We start from the raw sequence: 24,053 nt of genomic DNA on the forward strand, positions 1-24,053 counted from the left end.
CGGAGACTCCCCGAAGACGAAGAGGCCCCCCGCGTACCCGACAGAGCTCACTTACCCTTGCTGCCTTCCGGCCCTGGGGGAGTTGGGCGAGATGCCGCCACGCGGGGGGTTGCCAGGAGCATAGGCGATTGGCTCGCCGAGGTCCCAGACGGGTAGTGTCCTCCGCGGAGCATTCGCCTAGTGGCCTATGGCGCTCGCTTGGAAAGCGGGTTGGGTTAATAGCCCTCGGGGGTTCGAATCCCCCATGCTCCGCCAGCTCGAACGGGCACCGAGAAGATCTCGGTGCCCGTTCGGCGTCCGGTGGTCATGTCCGCGCGATCGCTCGATCCCGACCACCGCCGGGCCCGACCCACGGCCGGGCCGGACGGCGGCGCGACCTCAGCGTGAGTAGGTGTAGAACCCCCGCCCGCTCTTGCGACCCAGCAGGCCGGCGTCGACCATGCGGGCGAGCAGCGGCGGCGGGGCGTACAGCGGCTCCTTGAACTCCTCGTAGAGCGACTCGGCGACGGCCTTGGTGGTGTCGAGGCCGATCAGGTCGGCGAGCGCGAGCGGGCCCTGCGGGTGCGCCGCGCCGAGCACGAGGCCGCGGTCGATGTCCTCGGCGGTGGCGAAGCCCGACTCGAACATCCGGATGGCGGAGAGGATGAACGGCACCAGCAGCGCGTTCACCACGAACCCCGCGCGGTCCTGGCAGTCGATCGCCTGCTTGCCCAGCGCCGTCTCGACCCAGGCGCGCGAGCGCGCCGTCGTGTCGTCGGAGGTGAGCAACGACGGCACCAGCTCGACCAGCTGCAGCACCGGCACCGGGTTGAAGAAGTGGATGCCGACGACCTGCTGCGGGCGGCTGGTGACGACGCCGAGCTTCATGATCGGGATCGAGGAGGTGTTGGAGGCCAGGATCGCGTCGGGCGAGGTGACGATCTCGTCGAGCCGGCGGAACAGGGCCGTCTTGGCCGCCTCGTCCTCGACGATGGCCTCGACGACGACGTCGCGGTCGGCCAGGGCCGTGAGGTCGGTGACGACCCGCACGTGCTCGAGGACGGCGGCCGCGGTCGTGCCGCCGGCGCCCTGCAGCTTGCCCTTCTCCTCGGCCCGCGCGAGCGAGCGCTCGAGACGCTCGAGGCACGCCTTCGCCGTCGCGTCGCTCGACTCCACCAGCACGACGTCGAGGCCGGCGCGCGCCGAGACCTCGGCGATGCCCGATCCCATGAGCCCGCCGCCGACCACCCCGACCTTGTCCATGTCCATGACCGTGTCCATGCCTCCACCTTGTCGGACGACGCCCGGCCGGTCACGGGCGCGTCGGGCCCACGTGCGTGAGACCCGTCACGCCGAGGCGTCGTCAAGTACCGGAAATGTCGTGTGACACGGCGACGGCGACCCGTCCGGTGTGGTCTGCTGCCTTCGGCACCCCCACTTCCTCGGAGCACCGTGAACACAGACGACGTCCGCTGCAGCCGGTCAGAGCTGCGACTGCTGCGACCACTCGAGGAGATGACGCCGTCCAGGCGGCTCGCCGTCACGCGCTGGCTCTGGCAGCACGACATCACCCCGAGCGCGGTGGCCGTCGGCCTCGGCATCGAGCGCGACGACGCCCAGAACCTGCTGGTCTGGCGCGAGCAGCAGCCCGACGGCGCGGTGGTCAAGCGGTGGCGCTACGCGCCGCACGACGGGCTCGACCTCTGGCCCACGCCGTTCCCGGCGGCGCTGCTCGACGCCGGGGCCCGGCACGAGTCCGCGGAGCACGTCGAGACGGCCCGCACCGGCCGCTGACGTCGTCTCAGCGGCCCCGTCGCCGCACCAGCACGGGCCGCAGCAGGAGTGCGACCACGAGCGCACCGCCGCCGAGCAGCCCCCACCAGACGGCGTTGCGGCGGGTGCTCGCGAGCACGTCGGGCGCGTCGGGGGGCAGGACGGCGGGCTGGGCCGGCGGGCGCGGCGGCGGGCCGCCGTTGACCACGCCCTCGCGGCCGACCTCCATGGGTCGGGTCAGCGCCTCGACCACCTGGACGGCGCCGTAGCCGACCGAGCGGTCGGGGCCGGCGGCCGTGGTCTTGTCGCCGCCGGTGGCGGTGGCCTCGAGCCGGGCGATGAGCTGGCGCGGGGTGTCGTCGGGGTAGGCGGTCATCATCAGCGCGAGGATGCCGGACACCTCGGCGGCGGCCACCGACGTCGAGGGGGGCGCGAAGACGCAGGCCGACTCGTTGATCGCGTAGGTGATCGCGCCGGCCGTCGGGACGACGAGGTCGATGCTGGAGTTGGGCAGCACCGGCCCCTCGGAGGGCAGGATGCCGGCCGAGACCACGAGCGGGTCGTCGTCGGAGTAGCCGGCCGGGAACCGGGCGTCGGCGTAGTCCTCGATGCTCTGCGGGGTCGGCGTCGCCGACGGGTTCTGCTGCTCGTCGTCGGACGACTCGCCCGGGTTGCCGGCCGACGCGACGACGATCGCGCCCGCGTCGGTGAGCGCGGTGACCGCGTTCTCGAGGTCGTCGTTGGACTCGCCGACCGAGATCGAGACGTTGACGATCTGCACCTGGCCACTGCGGACCAGGGGCAGCAGGTAGGTGAGCCCGGCGACGACGGTCTCGCGCGTGAGCTTGACGCCCTCGTCGTCGTCGCTGCCGTCCTCGCGGTCGTAGATACGGACGTCGAGGATGCCGGCTGCGGGGGCGATGCCCACCGGCCCGGCGTAGACGTCGTCGGCGCCGTCGGCCGGCGGGGGGACGTCGGCGCCGGCGATGATCCCGGCCATGGCCGTGCCGTGGTAGTGCAACGGCGGGCTGGGGCTCGGTTGCGGCGGCACGACCCGGATGGCGGCGTTGCGCACACCCGAGTCGACGACGGCCACGGTCACGCCCTCGCCGGCCGTGCGGCCGGTGCGACGCTCCACGATGGCCTGGGCCTCGGTGATGCGGAGCGCGTCGAACGACGAGTTGGGCCCCTCGGGCGGCTCACCACGCTCGGTCGGGTCGACGTCGTTGACGTCGACGCACTGCTGCCCCACACCGGGCGCGGCGACGGACGGCGGTGGCGCGACCACCAGCACCGAGCTCGCGGCGAGGGCCGCCGCCGCGACGCTCAGCTGGCGCATCCGCCCGCACCGGGCTGGGAGGACGGCGGGCACAGCGCGGCCGCGCGGCTCAGCTCGACGCCGCCGGTCAGGAGGTCGAGCCAGGAGTCGGGCACGACGACCCGCTCGACGTCGCCGTAGCCGAGCAGGCGCGCCTCGTCGGCCTGCTCGGCGACCGGGAAGCGGGTGCCCTGGTCGTCGACGAGCACGGGCGTCACCGGGCCGGGCTCCCAGTCGCCGGAGTAGACGAACGCCCCGGCGCCGGAGTCGACGACGACCGAGGTCTCGCCGCTCGGGGCCGGGTCCTCCGACGACGGCGCCGCGCGGGTGCCGAGGTTCACGCCCGGCTGACCCGGCTGCGGGTCGAGCACGGCACACAGACGCCCCTGCGGCCGGGGGCCGACCTCGTCGGACGACGGCCAGCTGAGCTGCTGCGGGAGGTTGTCGATCTCGTCGTAGTCGCCCGGGCCGCGCTCGATGTCGATCGGGTCGGGGTACTCCTTGCCCACCAGCCGCTGGTAGAGCTGGAGGGAGAACGCGTCGAGCCTGATCGCGCCCTTGCCGGTCTCGGTGAGCAGGTAGTTCTCCTCGGGGCCGACCCGGAGCAGTCCACCGACCTTGGCGCCGGCCGCCTTCGGGTTGTAGCCGGCGCCGGCCCACGACGCGCCCACCGTGCCGATGTCGAGCTCGTTGAGTGCGAGGGCCGCGCCCTGCGGGAACAGCGCCAGCCACTCGTCGGAGACCGGGACGGGTGTGCTCGTGCCGCCGAGCGCCGACAGGATGGCGTTGGTGGCCCCGGACTGCGGCACCCGGTAGCGGTAGGCACGCTGGCCGAGGGCGAAGTCGCGCGTGGCCGCCTCGGCGATGAGCCACGTGCCGCCGTCGGGGGCGCGGACGACGAACCGCCGGTCGGGGACGGGCACGACGTCGGTCTCGGCGGAGATGGTGAGGCTGGTGCCGGCGGGGTCGCCCTGGCTCACGGAGGCGTCGGTGGTGCACGCCGTCCACCCGGTCTGCACGAGGCGCGACGCCTCGGGCGGCGTGGCCGGGGCGCCCAGGATGCCGATGCCGGGTCCGCGCGGGCGCTCGGAGATGCGGTCGTGCGGCACGCGCTGTGCGTCGGCCTCGCCGTCGAAGATCAGGAGCGCCGAGGTGATGTTCTGCAGGGGTCGCAGCTGGAACCGGTCGTCGTCGCTGCCGGGCGGGGGCGGCATGTTGAGGTAGGCCGCGCCGGACTCCTTCTCGGTGATCAGCCCGGCGGTGTCCCAGTCGGGGGCCGACGGGTTGCGGAGGAAGCCGATGACGGCGCCGATCGCGACCATCAGGACGGCGAGCGCGACGCCGCCGACGATGCTGCGGCCGGGCCGGGCGGGCTCGACCTCGCGCCCGCCGGGCGCGCCGGACACGAACGCCGTGACGAGGCGCCGGCGGCTGAACGAGTAGGCCTCGACGAGGTCCTTCTTGGTCGCCATCAGAAGAGCGAGCCGACGTCGATCGCGAGCACGAGCATGGGCAGGAGGGCGACCAGGGCGATCGTCTCGACGACGTCGCCGAACCGGCCGCGCCGCAGCGAGGGTCCGCTGGGCAGCAGGGTCAGCGCCAGCAGCACGGCACCGGCCCCGGCCAGGACGACGGCGAGGGTCGGCTGCCACGACGGGTACTGCACGAGCACGGCGACCCCGAGCACGGCGAGGCCGAGGATGCCCGAGACGAGGCCGGTGAGCACCTCGGACCCGGTGCGGTACTGGCGCGTGCGGAACATGACGACGAGGCACGCGACCACGACCAGCAGCACGCCGTACAGGCCGAGGGTGGCGGCCAGCGGCGCGGTGATCACGAGGAGGATGCCGACGGTCGCGGTGATGGCGATGAGGATCTCGTGGGCGACCCGGGCGTCGGCGGCGACCCGGGCGGGGTCGATGTCGTCGGGGTCGGCGGTGATGTCGGCGGAGGTGTAGAGCTGGTCGACGGTGGTGCTGGTGACGCCGAGCGCGAGCCAGGGGAACACGCTGCCGAGCACGACCACGAAGGCGAGCACGCAGCTGAGCAGGATCGCGGGCTCGGCGTCGGTGTTCTCGACGAGGAGGCCGCTCGCGCCGAGCACGGCACCGACGACGCCGGCGGGGATGAGCAGGGTGCGCCCGGCACCGAGGCCGATGACGCACACGACGCCGACCGCGAGCAGCGCCCCGCCCACGGCGGCGAGCTGGAGCCCGAGCTGCTGCTCGCCGTCGGTGAACAAGATCGCGGCCGTGGCCGCGTAGCCCGCGGACATCCAGGAGACGGTGACGGCGGCCTCGGGCTCGCCCTGCGCCCGCGAGAGCACGATGGCGCCGGCGGCGAGGGCCACGGAGACCACGAGGGCGGCGTAGGTGGCGAGGTCGTCGCTCTGGGCGAGCAGCGAGATCGCCCCGAGGCCCATGAGTAGGCAGGCGGCCGCTAGCGCGGTGCGTCGTCCGGACTGGGCACCCCACGGCTTGAGCTCGTTCTCGACGACGTCGGTCATGGCCTCGACGACGTCGTCGTAGACCGGCGGCACGGGCTCGTCGACGCCGGCGGTGACGGTGAGGTGGGAGCCGTCCTCGACGCCTTGGAGGGTGAGGCCGGCGTCGGAGGCGAGCCGGCGGCCCTCGGCCGTGACGACCCGGTAGCCGCCGTAGACGGTGCCGGAGTCGAGCAGGCCGACGCTGCGGGCCAGCTCGGGCACCAGCTCGGCCACCGGGACGGCGCCCGGCAGCACCAGGTCGACGCGCCGGGTGCCCGAGGCGACCGTGACGCGCACCAGTCCGGACGCACTGGCCGGTGCTTGGCTCATCGTTGCTCCCTCTGCTGCTGGACCCCGCTCGGGGTGGGGTCATCCTGACATTGACGAAGGGGTCGACACCGTAGTGGTGTCGACCCCTAGGTCGTGTGCGACGTCATGTCGCGAGCCGCTCGGATGCCTACCCCTGGCCCGGGAAGTAACCGGCGTACTTCTTGTCGGCGCTCTGCATGTTGTCGCGGGCGTCGCGCAGGGCGACCTTGATGCGGTCGAGGGTGAGGCCCATGCCCTTGGCGGCCTCGTTCCAGTTGCGCTCGGCCACGTTGTAGGCCTCCTTGGGCGCGCCGACCCACTTCTCCTGCAGCGGCTTGAGGTCGCCCTCGAGCTTGTCGAGGATGTTGTTGATCTCCTTGTACGCCTTCTCCATGTCATCGATCGCGGACTCGACGCCCGCGTAGTTCATGAAGATGCCTTCGTTGCCGTATCCCGTGGTGCTCATGTTCGTGCTCCTGTGTCAGTGGTCTGTGGTGGAGGTGCTGGACGTCAGCTGTTGGGGCTGAGCCGGCCGAAGTCGACGTCGGACAGCGCCTCGTCGGTGATCTTGGTCATGCCCTGCGCCTCGATCTCGTTGGAGGCGTAGCTCTCGCGCTCGATCTGGGCGAGGGTGACGGCGAACTGGTCGAGGGCCTTGTTGAGCTGGCCCTGCTTCAGCTGCCACTGACCGTTGAGCTCCTGGAACTTCGCACCTGCCTGGCTGGCGTACGCGCGCTGGAGGTCGAGCATCGTCTGCTCGAGGAACTTGACCTGGGTCTCGAGCGAGCCGTGGGCCTCGTTGACGAAACCGGCCGCGGCGACCAGTGCGCCTTGCTCTTGTCCGGTGCTTCCTGCTGCCATGACAGTCCTTCTCTCGGTCTGAACGGCGGCGCCGCTCGGTGTGGGATTCCTCCGCCCCGGTTGGTGGGCGGGACGATGAGCCTGTTACCCGAGCGAAAACGGCATAAACCTCACGACGTCAAATCCCACAGCAGCGGGAACACCCCGGCCGCCAGCACGACACAGGCGAGGGCGAAGGCCCCGGCCAGCGCCTCGCCCACCTCGGCCCGCCGCGACCACCAGGCCGAGCGCCACCCGCGGCCGAGCGCCACCGCGGTGAGCACGAGCAGCGCCCCCAGGCCGATCGAGACCCACGCGGCCCACACCAGGCGCGCACCCGGACCGGCGGTGACCAGCACGACGACGAGGGTCGCCCAGCAGACCAGGCCGGACGCGCGCAGCAGGGCCCGCGCGGCCACGTGCCGGTAGCTGCGGGCGGCCAGGAGCAGGCCCGCGCCCGCGAAGAACACCTCGAGACGCGCCCCGAGGACGTCGATCCACACCGAGGTCGTCTGCAGCAGCAGCACGGCCGAGACCGTCGTGACGACGAGGATCGCGGTGCTGGCCGCCGTCATCGAGCGGGTGCCGCGACCGGCGACCTCGGCCACCGCGCGTCGCGGCACGATCGTGCGGTGGCGTCGTCCGGTGGGGCGCTCGCGGGCCGACCACGCCGTGACCGCGAGTCGCTCGACGTCGAGCAGGTAGTGGTCGGGCACGTCGATCGCGATCATCGGCACGAACCGCGCAGCCAGCATCGCCGCCACGAGCAGCACGGCCCACACCACCTGCGCCGGCGCGTCGACCAGGGCGGCCGACGTCGTGACGACGAAGACGGCCACGCCGGTCAGCATCCACACGCGCAGCCCCTCCTCGCCGGGGCGGTCGAGGGCCCGGGCTACGGCCGCGCAGATGGCCGCGGCGAGCGCCGCGACGCCGATGATGGTGGGTAGCCGCTCGGGTGCGGGGTCCCAGGCGATCGCGTAGCCGGCCGCGCCCGCGAAGGCCGGCACGGCCTGCACCCGGTGGGCGGCCAGCGGGCCCAGCGGGAGGACGCCGATCACGGCCGCTCCGACGAGCAGGCCGATCGTCACCTCGCGCAGGTCGGAGGAGCGCGGCAGCGTCGCCGCGACCCAGCCCGCCAAGAGGGCGACGACGACGGCCACGACGCACCACAGGGCCGAGAGGGCCCCGGGCTCGAGGACCCGCTCGCGTCGTCCGGGGTCGCGGAGGCGGCGGCGCTGCTGGGGTGCGGCGGTCCCGACGGTGGCCACGAGCACCGCGCCCGTGACGACGCCAGCGTCGGCCAGCGTGACGTCGGCGGCGAGCGGTGCGCCCCCGCGTGTGTAGAGCGCCGGGACGTGGGGGAGGTTGGCCTGACGTGAGTACTCCCGAGCGACGTCGGCCCCCGTGGCACCGGTCGGGACGTGCAGGTCGAGCACCCCGACCGGACCGTGGACGCTCACGGCCACGACGTCGGCCGGACGAGCCGATCGGGACACCGGGCCTCCCGCTGGATGGGGGTCGTCGGGGCTGCGGGACCGGGCGGTCCCTGGACGGGCACAGTAGTACGCGCCGCGTCGGCTTCGTATCATCGCCGCTAGCGCGGCCGACCGGCCAGCGTCCGCCGAGCACGACGGGACTCGCCCTGTGAGCACACCGACCCAGCGGCCGGCACGCCCGGCGATGCCACCGAGCCCGTCGGTGCCCCGTCCCGGCCGGCCCGGGCCGCCGGGACAGGAGCCGGTGCCCGCCCCGGCCCAGCCGACGCTGCGCGGCGGCCGCGTCGAGCAGCCGGAGATGCCGACCGGGCAGATCGTGCTGCAGCCGCCGCCGCAGATCCAGCAGGCCGAGGGTGCCGGCAGCGTCGCGATGAACGCCATCCCGATGCTCGGCAGCCTCGGCTCGATCGTCCTGGTCGCCACGATGAGCACCGGCGCCAACGCCAACCCCACCCGCAGCTTCCTCGCCGCCGGCATGTTCCTGTTCGCCACGCTCGGCTTCATCGTCGTCCAGATCGACCGGCAGCGGAAGCAGCGCACCCAGCAGGTCGTCGGCTCGCGCACCGAGTACCTGCGCTACCTGGCCAGCGTGCGCAAGACGGCGCGCAACGCCGCGGCCCAGCAGCGCCGGGCCCTGACCTGGCACCACCCCGACCCCGCCGCGCTCCCCTCGCTGGCCGAGGAGCGCACCCGGGTGTGGGAGCACGGCTCCACCGATCCCCGCTTCCTGCACATCCGCTACGGCCGCTGCGCCCAACCGCTCGCCCTCGAGCTCGTGCCGCCCGAGAGCGCGCCCATCGACGACGTCGACCCCGCCGCCGCCTCGGCCCTGCACCGCCTGCTCGTCGTGCACCGCACGCAACCCGACCTGCCGGCGTCCATCGACCTGCGCGCCTTCGACCGCATCGAGCTGTGCGGCGAGGAGGAGCAGGCGCGCTCGCTGGCGCGGGCGATCATCTGCTCCGCCACGGCCTTCCAGTCTCCCGACAACCTGGTGGTCGCGGTGCTGTCGTCCGACGAGCACCTGGCCCACTGGGACTGGGTGAAGTGGCTGCCGCACGCCCTCAGCCAGGAGCAGACCGACGCCGTCGGGCCGATGCGCATGGTCGCCACCACGCTCAGCGACCTCGCGGCCCTGCTGCCGCCCGACCTGAGCGAGCGCCCGCGCTTCGGCGCCGAGGAGCGCCCGCCGACGCCGCACATCCTGCTCGTGGTCGACGGGGTCGACCTCCCGCCGGGCAACCACGTGATCCCGCCCGACGGCCTGCACGGCGTGACCCTCCTCGACCTCCCGGCGCGCTGGCTCGAGCTCGAGGACGCCACGCGGCTGCGGCTGCAGCTGCGCGGCGACGTCGACGCCGACGGGTCGGTGGCCGTCGACGCCATCCGCCTGCGCGCCGAGCCGATCGGCGCCAAGGCCGACCAGTGCGACATCGCCACCGCCGAGGCGTTCGCCCGACGCCTCACGCCCCTGCACAACGTCACGGTCTCCGGCCCGTCCGACTCCTCCTCCTCGGGCGAGATCACCGGTCCGACCGACTTCATGGACCTCCTCGGCCTCGGCGACGTCCGCACCTTCGACACCACGGCCGCCTGGCGGCCCCGTCCGGCCCGCGACCGGCTGCGGGTGCCGATCGGCCTCGGCGAGAGCGGCTCGATGGTGCACCTCGACATCAAGGAGTCGGCCCAGCAGGGCATGGGCCCGCACGGGCTGGTCATCGGCGCCACCGGATCCGGCAAGTCGGAGTTCCTCCGCACGCTCGTGCTCGGGCTCGCGATGACCCACTCCCCCGAGCAGCTCAACATGGTGCTCGTCGACTTCAAGGGCGGCGCGACCTTCGCCGGCATGTCCGAGATGCCGCACGTCTCGGCCGTGATCACCAACCTGGCCAACGAGCTCACGCTCGTCGACCGTATGCAAGACGCGCTGTCCGGCGAAATGGTGCGTCGCCAGGAGCTGCTCCGCGAAGCGGGCAACTTCGCCTCGATCCGTGACTACGAGAAGGCCCGTGCCGCGGGCGAGGACCTCGCGCCGATGCCGTCGCTGTTCATCGTCGTCGACGAGTTCTCCGAGATGCTCACGGCCAAGCCCGAGTTCATCGACCTGTTCGTCGCCATCGGCCGCCTCGGCCGCTCGCTCGGCCTGCACCTGCTGCTCGCCTCGCAGCGACTCGAGGAGGGCCGGCTGCGCGGGCTGGAGTCGCACCTGTCCTACCGCGTCGGCCTGCGCACCTTCAGCGCGCAGGAGTCGCGCGCCGTGCTCGGCGTCCCCGACGCCTACGAGCTGCCGGCGGTGCCCGGCCTCGGCTACCTCAAGCCCGACCCGACCACGATGACCCGGTTCAAGGCCGCCTACGTGTCCGGCCCGCCGTCGGCCGCGCGTCGTCCGATGGTGCGCGACGCCGGCGGCCACGTGCGCGGCATCCTGCCCTTCACGATCTCCGAGGTGCTCTCGCTCGAGGCCGAGCCCGAGCCCGTCGCCGAGCCCGAGGTGCCCGCGCCCGCCCAGAACGAGTCGCTCGAGTCGCTGCTCGACATCGCCGTGGGGCACATGGAGGGTCGCGGCACGCCGGCCCACCAGGTCTGGCTGCCCCCGCTCGACGAGCCCGACACGCTCGACCAGCTGATGCCCGACCTCGCGGCCGACCCGCAGCTCGGCCTCGTCTCCCACGAGTGGCGGGCCCTCGGCGGCGGGCTCACGGTGCCGCTCGGCACCGTCGACCGCCCGCGCGAGCAGCGCCGCGACACCCTCACGCTCAACCTGGGCGGCGCGACCGGCCACGCTGCCGTCGTCGGCGGCCCCCGCAGCGGCAAGAGCACGCTGCTGCGCTCGCTGGTCACCAGCATCTCGCTGATGACCACCCCGATCGAGTCGCAGTTCTTCGTGCTCGACTTCGGCGGCGGCACGTTCACCCCGCTGTCGAAGCTGGCCCACGTCGCCGGCGTCGGCACGCGCAGCGAGCCCGACATCGTGCGCCGGGTCGTGGCCGAGGTGCAGGGCATCGTCGACCGTCGCGAGGCCTACTTCCGCACCAACGGCATCGACTCCATCGAGACCTACCGCCGCCGCCGCGCGGAGGGACGCGCCGACGACGGGTGGGGCGACGTCTACCTCGTGGTCGACGGCTGGGGCACGTTGCGCAGCGACTTCGACGACATCGAGATGCGCCTGCAGGTGCTGGCCGCACGGGCCCTGACCTTCGGCGTGCACCTCCTGGTCTCGGCGAGCCGCTGGAACGAGTTCCGGGCCGCGGTGCGCGACCTCATCGGCACGCGGCTCGAGCTCAAGCTCGGTGACCCCATGGACTCCGAGATCGACCGCAAGGTCGCCGTCCTGGTGCCGGGCAACCGGCCCGGACGCGGCCTGCTGCCCGGCAAGCTGCACTTCCTCGCCGCGCTGCCGCGCATCGACGGCGTCGCGAGCGCCGACTCGCTCGGCGACGGCGTCGACGACCTGATCGAGCGGGCGAACGCCGCCTGGACCGGCCCGGCCGGCCCCAAGCTGCGGCTGCTGCCGACCAAGATCGACCTCGACGACATCGTGGCGATGGCCGGCCTGGCCGAGATGGCCCCCGACGACCCGGCGCGACGCCGCATCTACCTCGGCATCACCGAGAAGGACCTCGCGCCGACGTCGCTCGACGTCGACGCCGAGCCGCACTTCCTCCTCCTCGGCGACGGCGGCTCGGGCAAGAGCGGCTTCCTGCGGGCGCAGATCCGCGAGATCATGCGGGCCCGCACCCCCAAGGAGGCGCAGTTCGTCGTCGTCGACTACCGCCGCTCGCTGCTCGGCGAGGTCCCCGACGAGTACCTGCTCAGCTACCTCACCTCGGCCACGCAGGCCCAGCCGACGTTCAAGGACATCGCCGCCTACCTCGAGAACCGGCTGCCGGGCAAGGACGTCACCCCCGACCAGCTGCGCAACCGCACCTGGTGGACCGGCGCCGAGGTGTACGTCATCGTCGACGACTACGACCTCGTGGCCACCCAGCAGAGCTCGCCGGTGGCCCAGCTGCAGCCGATGCTCGCCCAGTCGCGCGACGTCGGCCTGCACGTCACCGTGGCCCGGCGCACCGGTGGCGCCGGGCGCGCGATGTACGAGCCGGTGATGCAGTCGATCCGCGAGCTGGCGATGCCGCAGCTCCTGCTGTCCGGCTCCCCCGACGAGGGCGCCCTGCTCGGCAACCTCAAGGCGGTCCCGCTGCCGCCCGGTCGTGGCCGGCTGATCACCCGCAACCGTGGTGTCGAGGTCGTCCAGACGGCCTGGACCGAGCCAAGCCTGTAGCGACCCCGCGACGAAGGAGCGGGGTCGCGTCACAGGCGCAGGTCTCTCCCAGCGCAGCGACGGAGGAACGACGTCGCGAAGTGCGTCGAGACCACCGCAGCGACCGCTCGACGCCACCACGCACACCGATGATCACCGACGTGGTCGCCGCACGACGTAAGCCAGATCACGCCCACATGAGATGCGCTCGTAACGTCTGGTCAACCTCTCGGAGAACTCGGCACTTCACGCTTTTCCCATGACCGAGAAAGAGTTGAAGGAGGAGATGACGCTCGATCAGCGTCGCTCCGCCCGCGCTGCCCTCAAGACCCGCCACTCCCAGAGCGTGGTCCGACTCATGGACGAGCGGATCGACCTCCGCGGTGTCCATGCCCTCGCCGACTTCGTCGACGAGTCCGTTCGCTGGACGGCCTGATCGTCCAGCGCCCCCACTCAGGCAGCGGCTCGGTTCCGTCTTCCGCCTGAACCTCCAGGCCACGTCGTCACGCACGACGTGGCCTGAGTGTTTGTCGCCGTCAGCGGCGACGTCCGGTCTTGAACATGCCGCGCACGACCTCGCGGGTCGCGGTGCGCATGAAGTCCTTGAAGGCACTCGAGCCGACGACCTGCTCGACGACGCTCTCCTCCTTCTTCTTGCGCGGCTTGCTCGCGGGCGCCTTCTTCGCGGGGGCCTTCGCCGCGGCCTCGGCCTGCTGCTCGGCGCGCTCGGCCTCCTCGGCCTCCTTCGCGCCCTGCTCGAGGCGGGCGGCGAGCTTCTCGCGGGCCGACTCGCGGTCGACGGCTTCGGCGTACTTGGCGTGGCGGGGGCTCGCGGCGACCGTGGCCTGCATCGCGGCGGGGTCGCTGGGGCCCATGAGCGACTCGGGGGCGCGCAGCCGGGTCCAGGCGACCGGGGTCGGGGCACCGCGCTCGTTCATCACCGTGACGACGGCCTCACCGATGCCTAGGCCGGTGATGACGGCGCCGAGGTCGTCGTACTCGCCCTTGGGGTAGGTGTTGACGGTCGACTTGAGGGCCTTGGCGTCGTTGGGGGTGTGGGCCCGCAGCTGGTGCTGCACGCGCGAGCCGAGCTGGGCGAGGACGTCGTCGGGGACGTCGGTCGGGCTCTGGGTCACGAAGAACACCCCGACTCCCTTCGACCGGATCAGGCGCACGGTCTGGGCGACCTGGTCGAGGAACGCCTTGCTGGCGTCGTTGAAGAGCAGGTGGGCCTCGTCGAAGAAGAAGACCAGCTTGGGCTTGTCGATGTCGCCGACCTCGGGCAGGTCGTGGAACAGGTCGGCGAGCAGCCACATGAGGAACGTGGAGAAGATCGTCGGTCGGTCGGCGAGGTTGGGCAGCTCGACCAGTGAGATCAGGCCCTTGCCGTCGGCGGCGACCTGCAGCAGGTCGGCCGACTCGAACTCGGGCTCGCCGAAGAAGGCGTCGGCGCCCTGGTCCTGGAAGCCGATGAGCTCGCGCAGGATGACGCCCGCGGTGGCCGACGACAGGCCGCCGAGCGCCTTGAGCTCGGGCTTGCCCTCGTCGCTGGTCAGGTGGGCGACGACGGCGCGCAGGTCGGCGAGGTCGAGCAGCGGCAGGCCGGCCTTGTCGGCGTAGTGGAAGACGAGGCCGAGGCTGGACTCCTGGGTCTCGTTGAGGCCGAGCACCTTGCTCAGCAGCACCGGGCCGAACGCCGACATCGTGACCCGCAGCGGGATGCCGGTGCCCTCGCCCCCGAGCGCGTAGTACTCGACCGGGAACCCGGTCGCCGCCCAGGTCTGGCCGACCGACGCTGCCCGGGCGGTGATCTTCTCGCCGCCCTCGCCGGGGGTGGCCAGCCCGGACAGGTCGCCCTTGATGTCGGCGGCGAAGACCGGGACGCCGGCCGTGCTCAGCTGCTCGGCGAGCAGCTGCAGCGTCTTCGTCTTGCCGGTCCCGGTGGCGCCGGCGACGAGGCCGTGGCGGTTGACCATGCCGAGCGGGATGCGGACGTGGACCGTCGAGAGCGTGGCGGCGTCGAGCATGAGGCCGCCGAGCTCGAGCGCCGGGCCCTCGAAGGCGTAGCCGGCGGCCACCGTCTGCTCGAGCGGGGTCGGCGGGGCCGCCTCGACGGCGGGCGCCGCGTCCGGAGCCGCCACCTCGGCGGCCGGCACCTCGGCGGCCGGGACCTCGGCGGCCGGGACCTCAGCAGCCGGGGCCGGCTCGGTCGGGTCGGTCGGCACGGCGTCCCCGGGAGTGCTCGTCATGGGATGGAGGATAGGGGGCGCCGACGACCGCCGTTTACACTCGCCGACGTGATCTTCAAGCGCGTCGGCGACGGGCGCCCCTACCCGGCCCACGGACTCACGTCCGCGGCCTGGGCGACGGTGCCGCCCCGGCAGGTGCGCCTCGACGAGCTCGTCACCACCAAGGACACCCTGCAGCTCGCGGCCCTGCTCGACGAGGACTCCACGTTCTACGGCGACCTGTTCGCCCACGTCGTCGTCTGGCGCGGCGAGCTCTACCTCGAGGACGGCCTCCACCGCGCACTGCGGGCCGCCCTGCACCAGCGCAACGTGCTGCACGCGCGCGTCCACCAGCTGGTCGAGGCCCCGTGACCGCGATCCCCGGCTACGTCAGGACGGTCGCGACCCTCGGCGTCCTCGGTCTCCTGCTGCTCCTCGCCATCACGCAGGGGCTGGCGGCCGTCACCGAGCCCTTCCCCGAGAAGGCCGACCCGCCGATCTGCGTCGACACCGCGCTCGACGACGGTGACGTGCTGCGTCCGGCGTCGGTGACGGTGAGCGTCGTCAACGCCGGCACCCGCACCGGCCTGGCCGCGTCGACGCTCAACGACCTCGAGGACCAGGGCTTCGACCGCGGCACGCTGTCGAACCAGCGCGACGACCAGGTCGGCGGCGTGCAGCTGTGGGTCACGGGCGGGGCCCCGTCGCCGGTCGTGCAGATGCTGCGCAGCTACCTCAGCGGCGAGGTCGAGGTGCTCGACAAGGCCGGCTCGACGCCGGCCATCACCGTCGTCGTCGGCGACGACTTCGCCGGCGTCAAGAAGGGCCGCGAGCAGGTGGAGGTCTCCCGACCGGTCACGGTGTGCGGCCCGGTCGCCACGGCCGCCACGAACGGCTGAGACTCACCGCGGCTCGTCGCCCAGCCACTGGGCCAGCCGGCCCTTGTCGCTGACCTGGCGCAGGCGTTCCTCGGTGCGCTCGCGTTCCTTGCGGGGAGTGACGACGAGCAGGTCGTCGCCCTGTCGCAGCACCGTGCGCCGCTCGGGCACGAGGGTCTGCCCGGCCCGGATGACGAGCGACACCGAGGCGCCCCGGGGCAGCCGGAGCTCGCCGACCTCGACGCCGTGCAGACGCGAGACCGGGCTGATGGTGATCTGCAGCAGGTCGGCCTGCACCCGGTCGAGCGGCGCCGCCTCGAGGTCGAGGTCGCGCGGCTCGTTGCGCCGGGTGACGCGGAGCACCCGCGCCACGAGCGGCAACGACGGCGCGGTGATGATCGTGTAGACGACGACCAGCACGAACACGATGTCGAAGAGGCGTTCGGCGTCGTCGACGCCCTCGCTCAGCGGGATCGTGGCGAGCACGATCGGCACGGCACCGCGCAGCCCGGCCCACGACAGGAACGACAGCTCGCGCCAGGGCATCGGGCGGACGACGGTGCTGACGAGCACCGAGATCGGTCGCGCGACCACGGTGAGGAGCAGGCCCGCGGCGAGCGCGACGCCGACGACGCCGAGGTCGATGCGGTCGGGCGAGAGCAGCAGGCCGAGCATGATGAACAGCCCGATCTGGGCGAGCCAGGCGATGCCCTCGGCGAACGAGCGCGTCGTGCCGCGGTGCGGGAGGTCGGAGTTGCCGAGCACCAGCGCGGCGACGTAGATGGCCGCGAAGCCGCTGCCGTGCAACGCGGCGGAGGAGCCGTAGGCCAGGAAGGCCAGGCACACGACGGCGAGCGGGTACAGGCCCGACGACGGCAGGGCCACGCGGCGCATCACCCACGCGCCGCCGAAGCCGACACCCAGCCCCACGGCGACGCCGAGGACGAGCTCGAAGACGATGATGCCGGCCATGCCGAACGGGCCGTACTCGGCGACCGCGCCCGTGGAGACGAGCGAGACCAGGACGACGGTGGGGGCGTCGTTGAGGCCCGACTCGGCCTCGAGGGTGCCGATCAGGCGGTGCGGCAGCGGGACGACGCGCAGCACCGAGAACACCGCGGCGGCGTCGGTGGGCGAGCAGACGGCGCCGAGCAGCACCGCGAGCTCCCACGGCAGGCCGAGCAGGTAGTGGCTGCCGACGGCCATCACGGCGACCGACACCGCGATCCCGACCGTCGCGAGGGAGAGGCCCAGCCGCATCGACGGCCTGGCGTCGCGCCAGCTGGTGGTCAGCCCGCCCTCGGCCAGGATCACCGCGAGCGCGGCGAAGCCGAGGGCGTGCGCGACCTCGGCGTCCTCGAAGTGGATGCCGAGGCCGGACTCGCCGAGGGCGACGCCCATGAGCAGGTAGAGCAGCAGGCTCGGGAAGCCGGCCCGGCTCGAGATGCGCACGGCCAGGATGGCCGCCAGCGTGACCGCGGAGCCCACCAGCACGACGTCGTCGAGTTGGTGGACGTCGAACGACAAAGGGTCACCTCGGAGGCATGGGGTGGCGGGATCGGAGTCTAGCCGGACGAACCCCTGCGCCTGCGTCGATGTTCCAGCGCGACGTGCACGACCTGGGTGGTCTGGCCGGGCTCGTCGTCCAGGGTCGCGACCGGCACCCACGCCGCCCGGTCGGTGGAGCCGCCGACCTCGAGCGTGCCGAGCTCGCCGCCGACGATCCGGGCGTCGTAGAGCACCCGGACGGCCTTGAACGGCAGCGGGCGGTCGGGCCGCCCGTGCGGGTTGCTCCACGTGTGCACGGTGAAGGGGTCGCCGACCTCGACGTCGTAGCCGGTCTCCTCCTTGACCTCGCGCACGAGGCCCTCCGCGGGCTGCTCCTCGAACTCGACGCCGCCGCCCGGCAAGGTCCAGCCGGGCGTGCCGACGCCCTCGCCGTTCCACCACGCGAGCAGCACGTGGTCGCCGTCGGGGCGCTCGTCGACGATCAGGGCGTAGGCGGCCAGTCGCATCTGGTACTCGGAGAAGTGCACCGGGTGACCGTAGCGAGACCACCCGACGGCACGCCGCGGCCGGGACGGTGCGGACGTCGTCCTGCTACCCCTCCCAGCAGAATGGACGACGTGAACCGTCTCGAGGCCGCCCGCCGCGCGAACGTGCCCCCGTTCCACGTCATGGACCTGCTCGCCGCGACGGCGGAGCGCCGACGCACGCACGGCGACGTGCTCGACATGCTCGCCGGGCAGCCGATGACCGGTGCGCCGCGGGCGGTCGCCGACGAGGCGGTGCGGCTGCTGCAGAGCGGTGACCCGCTCGGCTACACCCCGGCGACCGGCATCCGCGAGCTGCGGGAGGCGATCGCGGGCCACCACCGCCGTACCCAGGGCATCGAGGTCGACGCCGACGACGTCGTCGTCACGACCGGCAGCAGCGGCGGGTTCCTGCTGGCGTTCCTCGCAGCGTTCGAGGCGGGCGACCGCGTGGCGATCGCCCGGCCCGGCTACCCGTGCTACCGCAACGTGCTCACGGCCCTGGGCTGCGAGGTCGTCGAGATCCCGACCGGGCCCGAGACGCGGTTCCAGCCGACGGTCGACCAGGTGGCCGCCGTCCCGGACCTGCGGGGCCTGGTGGTGGCCAGCCCGGCCAACCCCACCGGCACGATGCTGCTGCCGAGCGAGCTCGCCGCGCTCGCCGCCCACTGCGAGCAGGACGGCGTCCGGCTGATCAGCGACGAGATCTACCACGGCATCGAGTACGCCGGGCCCGGTGAGCACCTGGCGCGCAGTGCGTGGGAGACGAGCCGCGAGGCCGTGGTGTTCTGTTCGTTCTCGAAGTACTTCTCGATGACCGGGTGGCGCATCGGCTGGATGCTGGTGCCCGAGCGGCTGCGGCGCGCCGTCGACGTGCTCACCGGCAACTTCACGATCTGCCCGCCCGTGCTGGCCCAGCGCGCAGCTCTCGCGGCGTTCACCGACGACGCCTACGCCGAGCTCGACGGCCACGTGCGCCGCTACGCCGACAACCGCCGGCTGCTCCTCGACGGCCTCGCGCGACTCGGCGTCACCGGGCTCGCCCCGGCCGACGGCGCGTTCTACGCCTACGCCGACGTCGGCCACCTGACGACCGACTCGATGGCCTTCGCCCACGACGTGCTGGCCCGCACGGGCGTCGCGATCGCGACCGGCGTCGACTTCGACACCGTCGACGGCGGCCGGTTCGTCCGGTTCTCGTTCGCCGGACCGGGCCCCGACATCGAGGCGGCGCTGGTCCGCCTGGCCCCGGTGCTGGCAGGCTGAGCCGCACGGGTTTGCGCCACCCCGGTCGCGGGTAGGCGCCTGACGACGAGCGGCCGAGATCGGGAAGGACACCATGTACGGCGACACCGAGGTGCTGCGACGCCGCGTCGACCAGCTGCGCGAGCAGGCGGTCGACATCCGGGCGCTCGCCGACCAGCTGGTCGCGCAGACCGAGCTCACCGGCTGGACCGGCCGGGCGGCCGAGTCGATGTCGGTCCGGGTCGCCGAACGGGCCGCGCACCTACGCGTCGCGGCCACCCAGCACGACGTGGCCGCCGACAGCCTCGCCAAGCACCTGCACGACGTCGAGACCCTCCAGGAGGCGATCGCCGACACCGAGAAGCGGGTCGGCGTGCTGGTCGCCGAGGCGCGCACCCGGCTCGCCGACGTCGAGCGGCGCAACGAGACGGCCGAGGGCGGCGTCCGGGTCGAGCCCGACGCCGACGACGTCACGCTCGCCGCGTTCGACCCACCGCCGTCCGGTCACCGCGACTGGCTGACCATCGAGCTGCCCGGGCACAAGGCCGGCTAGGAGCCTCCGTGACTACCATCGACCTCAGCACCCCGACGCCGCCGCCGTCGTCGCTGCTCGACGCCCTGCCGCGGCGCGTCGCCCTCACGCTGCCCGAGCTGCAGCTCGTGGCCGAGCACGCCGGGGGCGCACCGCTGCCCTTCGACGTCGCCGAGGCCTCCGAGGCGCCCGCGTTCGAGGACCGGCTCGGCGCCAGCCGCGGCACCACCGCCGACGTCGCCTACCGCGACGCCGTGGCCGCGCTGCACGACCCCGCCGCGACCCTCGCCCGACGCGGCCTGCTCGTCGACGGCCGGCTCGACGACGGCCTGGCCGGCGCGGTCGGCCTGCTCGCCACCCCGACGTTCGCCGTCGAGATCGACGTCGTCGTCGACGACGTCCAGGTCAAGGCCTGGCACCGCACCAGCGACGACGCCGTCGCCGCGCTCGCCACCAGCGACGGCATCGTGTTCGAGCTCGGCTGGTTCCCCACGTCGGCCTGGCCGGGCGAGCTGGCCCGGGTGGGCGTGCTGCCGGAGGACCTCGCCAGCCGCACCTCGTCGGTGCCGCCGCTGGTCGACCTGCCCTACGAGCTGGCCGACGCCGCGATCGAGGCCGTCACCGACTCTCGCTCCGACCTCGTGCAGGTGCTCGCCGCCCAGCACGACGGTGCGGTGGTCGGCGCCGACGGCCGTCCGCTGTCGCTCGCCGAGGTGAGCACGCTCCTGCAGGCGCTGGCCTCCGAGGCGCAGGGCCGCCTGCGGGTGATGGTGGCCGACGTGTCGCAGGAGCAGACGACGGTGGTCGGCGTCCGGTCGTGGGTGCTGCTGGCCGACGGCTGGCGCTCGCTGCGCCCGCACTCCGACGACGGCACGAGCCGCGTCGAGCTGCGCGCGGTCGACGCCGCCGACCTCGCCGCCGACCTCGCGCCGGTGCTGACGGAGGTGGCCGGATGAGCGGGCAGCCGATCGAGCGCCTCGAGGCCGTCGACGACGCCGAGCCGACCGACCCGACCAGCCAGGCCTCCGTGGTCGCCGCCGCGGCCGCCGAGCAGCGCACGGCGCCGGTCAGCGAGGCCGAGGCGGCCGACCTGGCCGACAAGTACGACCGCATGATGCGCCTCGCGGCGCTCTTCGACGGCTCGGGCGAGGAGATGCGCCGGCGCGCCGCGCTCGGCACCGACATCGTCGCGTCGTCGGAGTTCACCGAGACCCAGCCGCTGTCGCCGTCCACCTTCACCGAGGCCGACGAGGAGGTCCGGGCCGCCACGACCGGCAAGAACGGCCTGCTGACCCGCTCGATCGAGCTCGACGCCGACGCGCTGGTGCTCCGCGCCACGGTGCTCACCTACCGCTGGATCGACGAGCTGCAGAGCGCGGCCTACAAGACGCTCGGCTCGATCGCCGGGCGCGCGATCGGCTACCTCGCCCCCGAGGTGGCGCTGGGCGGGGCGATCGTCTCGGCGGGCCTCATCGAGACCGACGCCCTCGACCGCGACGGCGTCGCGGCCTACCTCGACGAGCTCGCCGGTTCCAACCCCGAGCTCATGGAGCACGTCACCAGTGGTGGCGGCGGGCTGCTCGATGGGCTGCGCATGCGGTCGCTGCTCACCGCCGGCGTGCTGTCCGGCGACCAGGGCCGCCTCGCCGGCCAGGGCGGGCTGCGGGCCATCGGGGTCGAGCCCTTCAGCACGCACTTCGACGCCGCGCTGCGCGACGTCGCGGGCGGCATGGTCGAGGCGGTCGCCCCGGCCGAGGCGCCCGGCACGGCCGACTACGACAACGCGGTGCCGAGCTCGCTGGCCGGGCTGATGACGGCACTGTCGACCACCGAGTCGGCGGTCGAGGTGCGCCGCGTCGGCACGAGCCGCTACGTCGCCTACCTGACCGGCCCCCAGGGCGGCCCGCCCCGGCGCCTGCGCCTCGTGGGCGGCGACCAGGGCTCCTACACCGGCATCGTGCAACGGGCCATCGAGAAGGCCACCGAGGGCGACGACGAGGCCCGGGTCATGCTGGTCGGCACCGGCCAGGGCGGCGTCGCCGCGGCCGAGATCGCCGCGGCTCCCCCGCCGTCCTTCACCGTCGACCAGGTCGTCACGGCCAGTGCGCCGTCGGCCCACGTGCCGCGCATCCCCGAGCCCACCCGGGTGCTCGCCCTGGAGGACCGCTCCGACCCGGTCGCCCTGCTCGGCTCGCTCATCGGCTCCGGCGGCGCGAGCAACAAGATCACCGTCGTCTACGACGGCGGCTCCGAGGGCTACGTCGACGGCGGCCGCGCCGCCGACGGCTCCGACCACCCCGAGCTCGTGCAGGAGCTCACGCGGTTGCGCAAGCTCGGCTACCTCGCCGGTTGAGCGCGATCGGTCGTCACAGCGCCAGGTCGTGCACGAACTCCGCGAGCTGGGTGAGGTTGCGGCACTCGACCATGTCGACGATGTCGCCGTAGGTCGCGGCGGCGGAGTCGCCGGTGCCCCAGTGGCGGCGGTGCTCGGGGTTGAGCCACCAGGAGTGGCGGGCCGTGCCGGCGAGCTCCGCCAGCACCCCCTCGCTGAGGTCGGAGTAGTTCGAGCGCGCGTCACCCAGGATCAAGAGCGAGGTCTTGGGGCCGACGGCGTCGGGGTGCTGCTCGGCGAAGGTGGCGAGCGCGCGTCCGTAGCTGGTGCGCCCCCATCGTGAGGCGTGCGCGGTCGAGGCCGCCAGGTCGGACATCACGTCGACGACGTCGGCGCCCGGCCGGAAGTGGTGGGTCACCTCGTGCACGTGGTCGACGAAGGTGAACGCGCGGACCTTCTGGAACTGGTCGCGCAGGGCGAAGACGAGCAGCAGGGTGAACTGGGCGAAGCTGGCCACCGACCCGCTCACGTCGCACAGGACGACGAGCTCGGTGCGGTGCGGCCGCTTCGGCCGGTGGTAGGTGGTCAGCGGGACGCCGCCCGTCGACATCGACGCACGCACTGTCCGACGGAAGTCGAGCGGCCCACGCTGGCGCGAGTGCCGCTCCTTCGTGAGCCGGGTCGCCAGCCGACGGGCCAGCGGGTAGATCTCGCGGCGCATCTGCTCGAGGTCGGCGCGGCGGGCGGCGGTGAAGTCGAGCCGGTCGATGCTGGGGCGGAGCGCCACGTTGGCGACGTGATCGGCCCCCTTCTCCTCCGCGATCCGGCGGCGGGCGTCGGCCTCGACGGTGGCGGTGAACGCGCCCACGCGTCGTCCGGCACCACGCTCGGCCTCCTCGCGGGTCAGGCCACCGCCGAGCAGCGCCTCGACGATGCGGTCGACCAGCTCGGACGGCGCCACGCGCTGCAGCGCCGTGTAGGCCGACCACGACGACAGGCCGGGGCCGCGGCCGGGCATGGCACCGAAGCGTCCGACCATCTCGGCGGCGAGCGCCTGCAGCCGCTGCTCGTCGCCGGCCTCGAGCGCCTCGGCGAGCCGCTCGCGGAACTCGGCCAGCGCCTCGGCGTTGTCGCGCACCGGCGGGCCGTCGCCCGCGGCGTCGGCGTCGTCGTCCTGCAGCGCGGCGACCCCGCCGCCGACCAGGCGCGGCCAGTAGAGGTCGAACAGCGCCTCGAACGTCGGGCGCTGGGCCTGCTTCTTCACCAGGGTCGCCGCGTAGCCCTCGCGGACGACGTCACGGTCGGTCCAGTCGAGCGCGGTGAGGGCGGCGACGGCGTCGAGGTCCTCGGCGAGCGAGACCGAGAGGCCCGCGGCGCGGAGCGCCTCGAGGAAGGCGATGTGCCGGTCGACGAGCCCGCTGCGGTCGCGCTGGTCGGGCATCAGCGGGCCAGCTTCAGTTCCTTGACCGCCCGCTGGTGGTCGGAGTGGTGCTTGAGGACGACGCCCAGGGTGTCGGCGATCGCCTTCTCGTCGAGGTCGCCGATCTCGAGCGCCACGAGCGTGCGCGCCCAGTCCACCGACTCGGCGATCGAGGGCGCCTTCTTGAGCTCGAGCTCGCGCAGGCGGTGGATCGTCGCGACGAGCTGGCCGGTCACGCGGTCGTCGAGGTCGTCGACCTGGGAGGCGACGATCTCGCGCTCACGCTCGGCGTCGGGGTAGTCGAGGTGCAGGTAGAGGCAGCGCCGCTTCACCGCCTCGGACAGCTCGCGGCTGGCGTTGCTGGTGAGGACGACGAACGGTCGGCGCGTCGACTCGATCGTGCCGAGCTCGGGGATGGTGACCTGGAAGTCGGAGAGCACCTCGAGCAGCAGGCCCTCGACCTCGATGTCGGCCTTGTCGACCTCGTCGATGAGCAGCACCGTGGGCTCGTCGCGCCGGATCGCGGTCAGCAGCGGCCGGGTGAGCAGGAACTCGTCGGTGAAGATGTCGTCGTGGGTGGCGTCCCACGTGTCGTCGGAGCCTTGCGAGGCCTGGATGCGCAGCAGCTGCTTCTTGTAGTTCCACTCGTAGAGCGCCCGGGCCTCGTCGAGCCCCTCGTAGCACTGCAGACGCACCAGCTCGGCCCCCGTGGCCCGGGCGACCGCCTTGGCCAGCTCGGTCTTGCCGACGCCGGCGGGACCCTCGACCAGCAGCGGCTTCTCGAGCGCGCCGGCGAGGTAGGACGTCGTGGCGGTGGCCGGGTCGGCGAGGTAGCCGACGGAGCCGAGGCGCTGCGCGGCGTCCGCGGGCGAGGCGAACCAGGTCATACGTTTCATCCTCGCACCCGGCTCGCCGGAG

21 protein-coding genes, 1 tRNA gene and 1 other RNA gene are annotated in these 24,053 nt (G+C 73.2%); 10 read left to right on the forward strand and 13 right to left on the reverse strand.

Features of this window, described 5'->3' with window-relative positions; all coding sequences use genetic code 11:
- Window positions 1-20: 20 nt before the first annotated feature.
- Window positions 21-111, reverse strand: an RNA gene (gene ffs / locus ABFT23_RS00855) — signal recognition particle sRNA small type.
- Window positions 112-166: 55 nt separating this feature from the next.
- Here ffs and ABFT23_RS00860 point away from each other — a divergent pair.
- Window positions 167-255: transfer RNA gene (locus ABFT23_RS00860), tRNA-Ser, on the forward strand.
- 123 nt (window positions 256-378) lie between these two features.
- On the opposite strand, the gene ABFT23_RS00865 is transcribed toward ABFT23_RS00860, so the two are convergent.
- The gene (locus ABFT23_RS00865; protein ID WP_347893033.1) at window positions 379-1,242 is read right to left on the reverse strand and encodes a 3-hydroxybutyryl-CoA dehydrogenase; all 864 of its coding nucleotides are present in this window, start codon (window positions 1,240-1,242) and stop codon (window positions 379-381) included.
- Window positions 1,243-1,494: 252 nt separating this feature from the next.
- Here ABFT23_RS00865 and ABFT23_RS00870 point away from each other — a divergent pair, with 252 nt between their 5' ends.
- A complete protein-coding gene (locus ABFT23_RS00870; RefSeq protein WP_347891874.1) occupies window positions 1,495-1,773 on the forward strand; it encodes a hypothetical protein in 279 nt (92 codons plus the stop codon).
- Between the two features lie 7 nt (window positions 1,774-1,780).
- On the opposite strand, the gene ABFT23_RS00875 is transcribed toward ABFT23_RS00870, so the two are convergent.
- The 6 genes from ABFT23_RS00875 to ABFT23_RS00900 all read right to left on the reverse strand — a co-directional run bounded on the left by ABFT23_RS00875 (window position 1,781) and on the right by ABFT23_RS00900 (window position 8,167).
- Window positions 1,781-3,091 carry a S8 family serine peptidase gene (locus tag ABFT23_RS00875; RefSeq protein ID WP_347891876.1) on the reverse strand — a complete coding sequence of 437 codons (1,311 nt, stop codon included), beginning with the start codon at window positions 3,089-3,091 and terminating at the stop codon, window positions 1,781-1,783.
- Window positions 3,079-4,542: a type VII secretion protein EccB gene (locus ABFT23_RS00880; protein WP_347891877.1), complete on the reverse strand. Its 1,464-nt coding sequence runs from the start codon at window positions 4,540-4,542 to the stop codon at window positions 3,079-3,081. Before ABFT23_RS00880 ends, ABFT23_RS00875 begins: the two co-directional genes overlap by 13 nt.
- Window positions 4,542-5,885: a type VII secretion integral membrane protein EccD gene (eccD, locus tag ABFT23_RS00885; protein ID WP_347891878.1), complete on the reverse strand. Its 1,344-nt coding sequence runs from the start codon at window positions 5,883-5,885 to the stop codon at window positions 4,542-4,544. The genes ABFT23_RS00880 and eccD overlap by 1 nt, the downstream gene beginning before the upstream one ends.
- A 127-nt stretch (window positions 5,886-6,012) precedes the next feature.
- Window positions 6,013-6,330, reverse strand: coding sequence for a WXG100 family type VII secretion target (locus ABFT23_RS00890; RefSeq protein WP_347891879.1), 318 nt, complete (start codon window positions 6,328-6,330; stop codon window positions 6,013-6,015).
- A gap of 44 nt (window positions 6,331-6,374) precedes the next feature.
- Complete coding sequence (locus ABFT23_RS00895; RefSeq protein WP_347891880.1) at window positions 6,375-6,725, reverse strand: WXG100 family type VII secretion target; 351 nt, start codon at window positions 6,723-6,725, stop codon at window positions 6,375-6,377.
- Between the two features lie 110 nt (window positions 6,726-6,835).
- Window positions 6,836-8,167 (reverse strand): hypothetical protein, encoded by a 1,332-nt coding sequence (locus tag ABFT23_RS00900; protein WP_347891881.1) that lies wholly within the window; start codon window positions 8,165-8,167, stop codon window positions 6,836-6,838.
- Between the two features lie 280 nt (window positions 8,168-8,447).
- Here ABFT23_RS00900 and eccCa point away from each other — a divergent pair, with 280 nt between their 5' ends.
- Both eccCa and ABFT23_RS00910 read left to right on the forward strand, forming a co-directional pair.
- Window positions 8,448-12,488, forward strand: a complete 4,041-nt coding sequence (eccCa, locus tag ABFT23_RS00905; RefSeq protein ID WP_347891882.1) for a type VII secretion protein EccCa — start codon at window positions 8,448-8,450, stop codon at window positions 12,486-12,488.
- A 238-nt stretch (window positions 12,489-12,726) separates the two neighbouring features.
- On the forward strand, window positions 12,727-12,903 hold the full coding sequence (locus tag ABFT23_RS00910) for a hypothetical protein (protein ID WP_347891883.1): 177 nt from the start codon (window positions 12,727-12,729) through the stop codon (window positions 12,901-12,903).
- Window positions 12,904-13,003: 100 nt separating this feature from the next.
- Here ABFT23_RS00910 and ABFT23_RS00915 read toward each other — a convergent pair whose 3' ends face one another.
- A complete protein-coding gene (locus ABFT23_RS00915; RefSeq protein WP_347891884.1) occupies window positions 13,004-14,716 on the reverse strand; it encodes a helicase HerA-like domain-containing protein in 1,713 nt (570 codons plus the stop codon).
- A gap of 48 nt (window positions 14,717-14,764) precedes the next feature.
- On the opposite strand from ABFT23_RS00915, the gene ABFT23_RS00920 reads away from it, so the two are divergent.
- Together ABFT23_RS00920 and ABFT23_RS00925 are read left to right on the forward strand one after the other, a co-directional pair.
- Entirely contained in the window at window positions 14,765-15,067 is a 303-nt protein-coding gene (locus ABFT23_RS00920; RefSeq protein WP_347891885.1) for a type II toxin-antitoxin system VapB family antitoxin, read from the forward strand.
- Entirely contained in the window at window positions 15,064-15,594 is a 531-nt protein-coding gene (locus ABFT23_RS00925; protein ID WP_347891886.1) for a LytR C-terminal domain-containing protein, read from the forward strand. Before ABFT23_RS00920 ends, ABFT23_RS00925 begins: the two co-directional genes overlap by 4 nt.
- Before the next feature lie 3 nt (window positions 15,595-15,597).
- Here the strand turns inward: ABFT23_RS00925 and ABFT23_RS00930 are convergent, their stop codons facing one another.
- Both ABFT23_RS00930 and ABFT23_RS00935 read right to left on the reverse strand, forming a co-directional pair.
- Window positions 15,598-17,100, reverse strand: a complete 1,503-nt coding sequence (locus ABFT23_RS00930; RefSeq protein WP_347891888.1) for a potassium/proton antiporter — start codon at window positions 17,098-17,100, stop codon at window positions 15,598-15,600.
- 38 nt (window positions 17,101-17,138) lie between these two features.
- Entirely contained in the window at window positions 17,139-17,609 is a 471-nt protein-coding gene (locus tag ABFT23_RS00935) for an NUDIX hydrolase (protein WP_347891889.1), read from the reverse strand.
- A gap of 90 nt (window positions 17,610-17,699) precedes the next feature.
- On the opposite strand from ABFT23_RS00935, the gene ABFT23_RS00940 reads away from it, so the two are divergent.
- The 4 genes from ABFT23_RS00940 (at window position 17,700) to ABFT23_RS00955 (ending at window position 21,736) form a co-directional block, all read left to right on the forward strand.
- On the forward strand, window positions 17,700-18,872 hold the full coding sequence (locus ABFT23_RS00940; protein ID WP_457622813.1) for a pyridoxal phosphate-dependent aminotransferase: 1,173 nt from the start codon (window positions 17,700-17,702) through the stop codon (window positions 18,870-18,872).
- A gap of 73 nt (window positions 18,873-18,945) precedes the next feature.
- A complete protein-coding gene (locus ABFT23_RS00945; RefSeq protein WP_347891892.1) occupies window positions 18,946-19,404 on the forward strand; it encodes a hypothetical protein in 459 nt (152 codons plus the stop codon).
- 8 nt (window positions 19,405-19,412) lie between these two features.
- Window positions 19,413-20,339: a hypothetical protein gene (locus ABFT23_RS00950; RefSeq protein ID WP_347891893.1), complete on the forward strand. Its 927-nt coding sequence runs from the start codon at window positions 19,413-19,415 to the stop codon at window positions 20,337-20,339.
- On the forward strand, window positions 20,336-21,736 hold the full coding sequence (locus tag ABFT23_RS00955) for a hypothetical protein (protein WP_347891894.1): 1,401 nt from the start codon (window positions 20,336-20,338) through the stop codon (window positions 21,734-21,736). Before ABFT23_RS00950 ends, ABFT23_RS00955 begins: the two co-directional genes overlap by 4 nt.
- A gap of 13 nt (window positions 21,737-21,749) precedes the next feature.
- On the opposite strand, the gene ABFT23_RS00960 is transcribed toward ABFT23_RS00955, so the two are convergent.
- Together ABFT23_RS00960 and ABFT23_RS00965 are read right to left on the reverse strand one after the other, a co-directional pair.
- Entirely contained in the window at window positions 21,750-23,156 is a 1,407-nt protein-coding gene (locus ABFT23_RS00960) for a vWA domain-containing protein (protein WP_347891895.1), read from the reverse strand.
- Complete coding sequence (locus tag ABFT23_RS00965; protein ID WP_347891896.1) at window positions 23,156-24,022, reverse strand: AAA family ATPase; 867 nt, start codon at window positions 24,020-24,022, stop codon at window positions 23,156-23,158. The genes ABFT23_RS00960 and ABFT23_RS00965 overlap by 1 nt, the downstream gene beginning before the upstream one ends.
- Window positions 24,023-24,053: the final 31 nt, after the last annotated feature.

The organism is Nocardioides secundeburneus (assembly GCF_039939255.1).
Lineage (GTDB): Bacteria > Actinomycetota > Actinomycetes > Propionibacteriales > Nocardioidaceae > Nocardioides.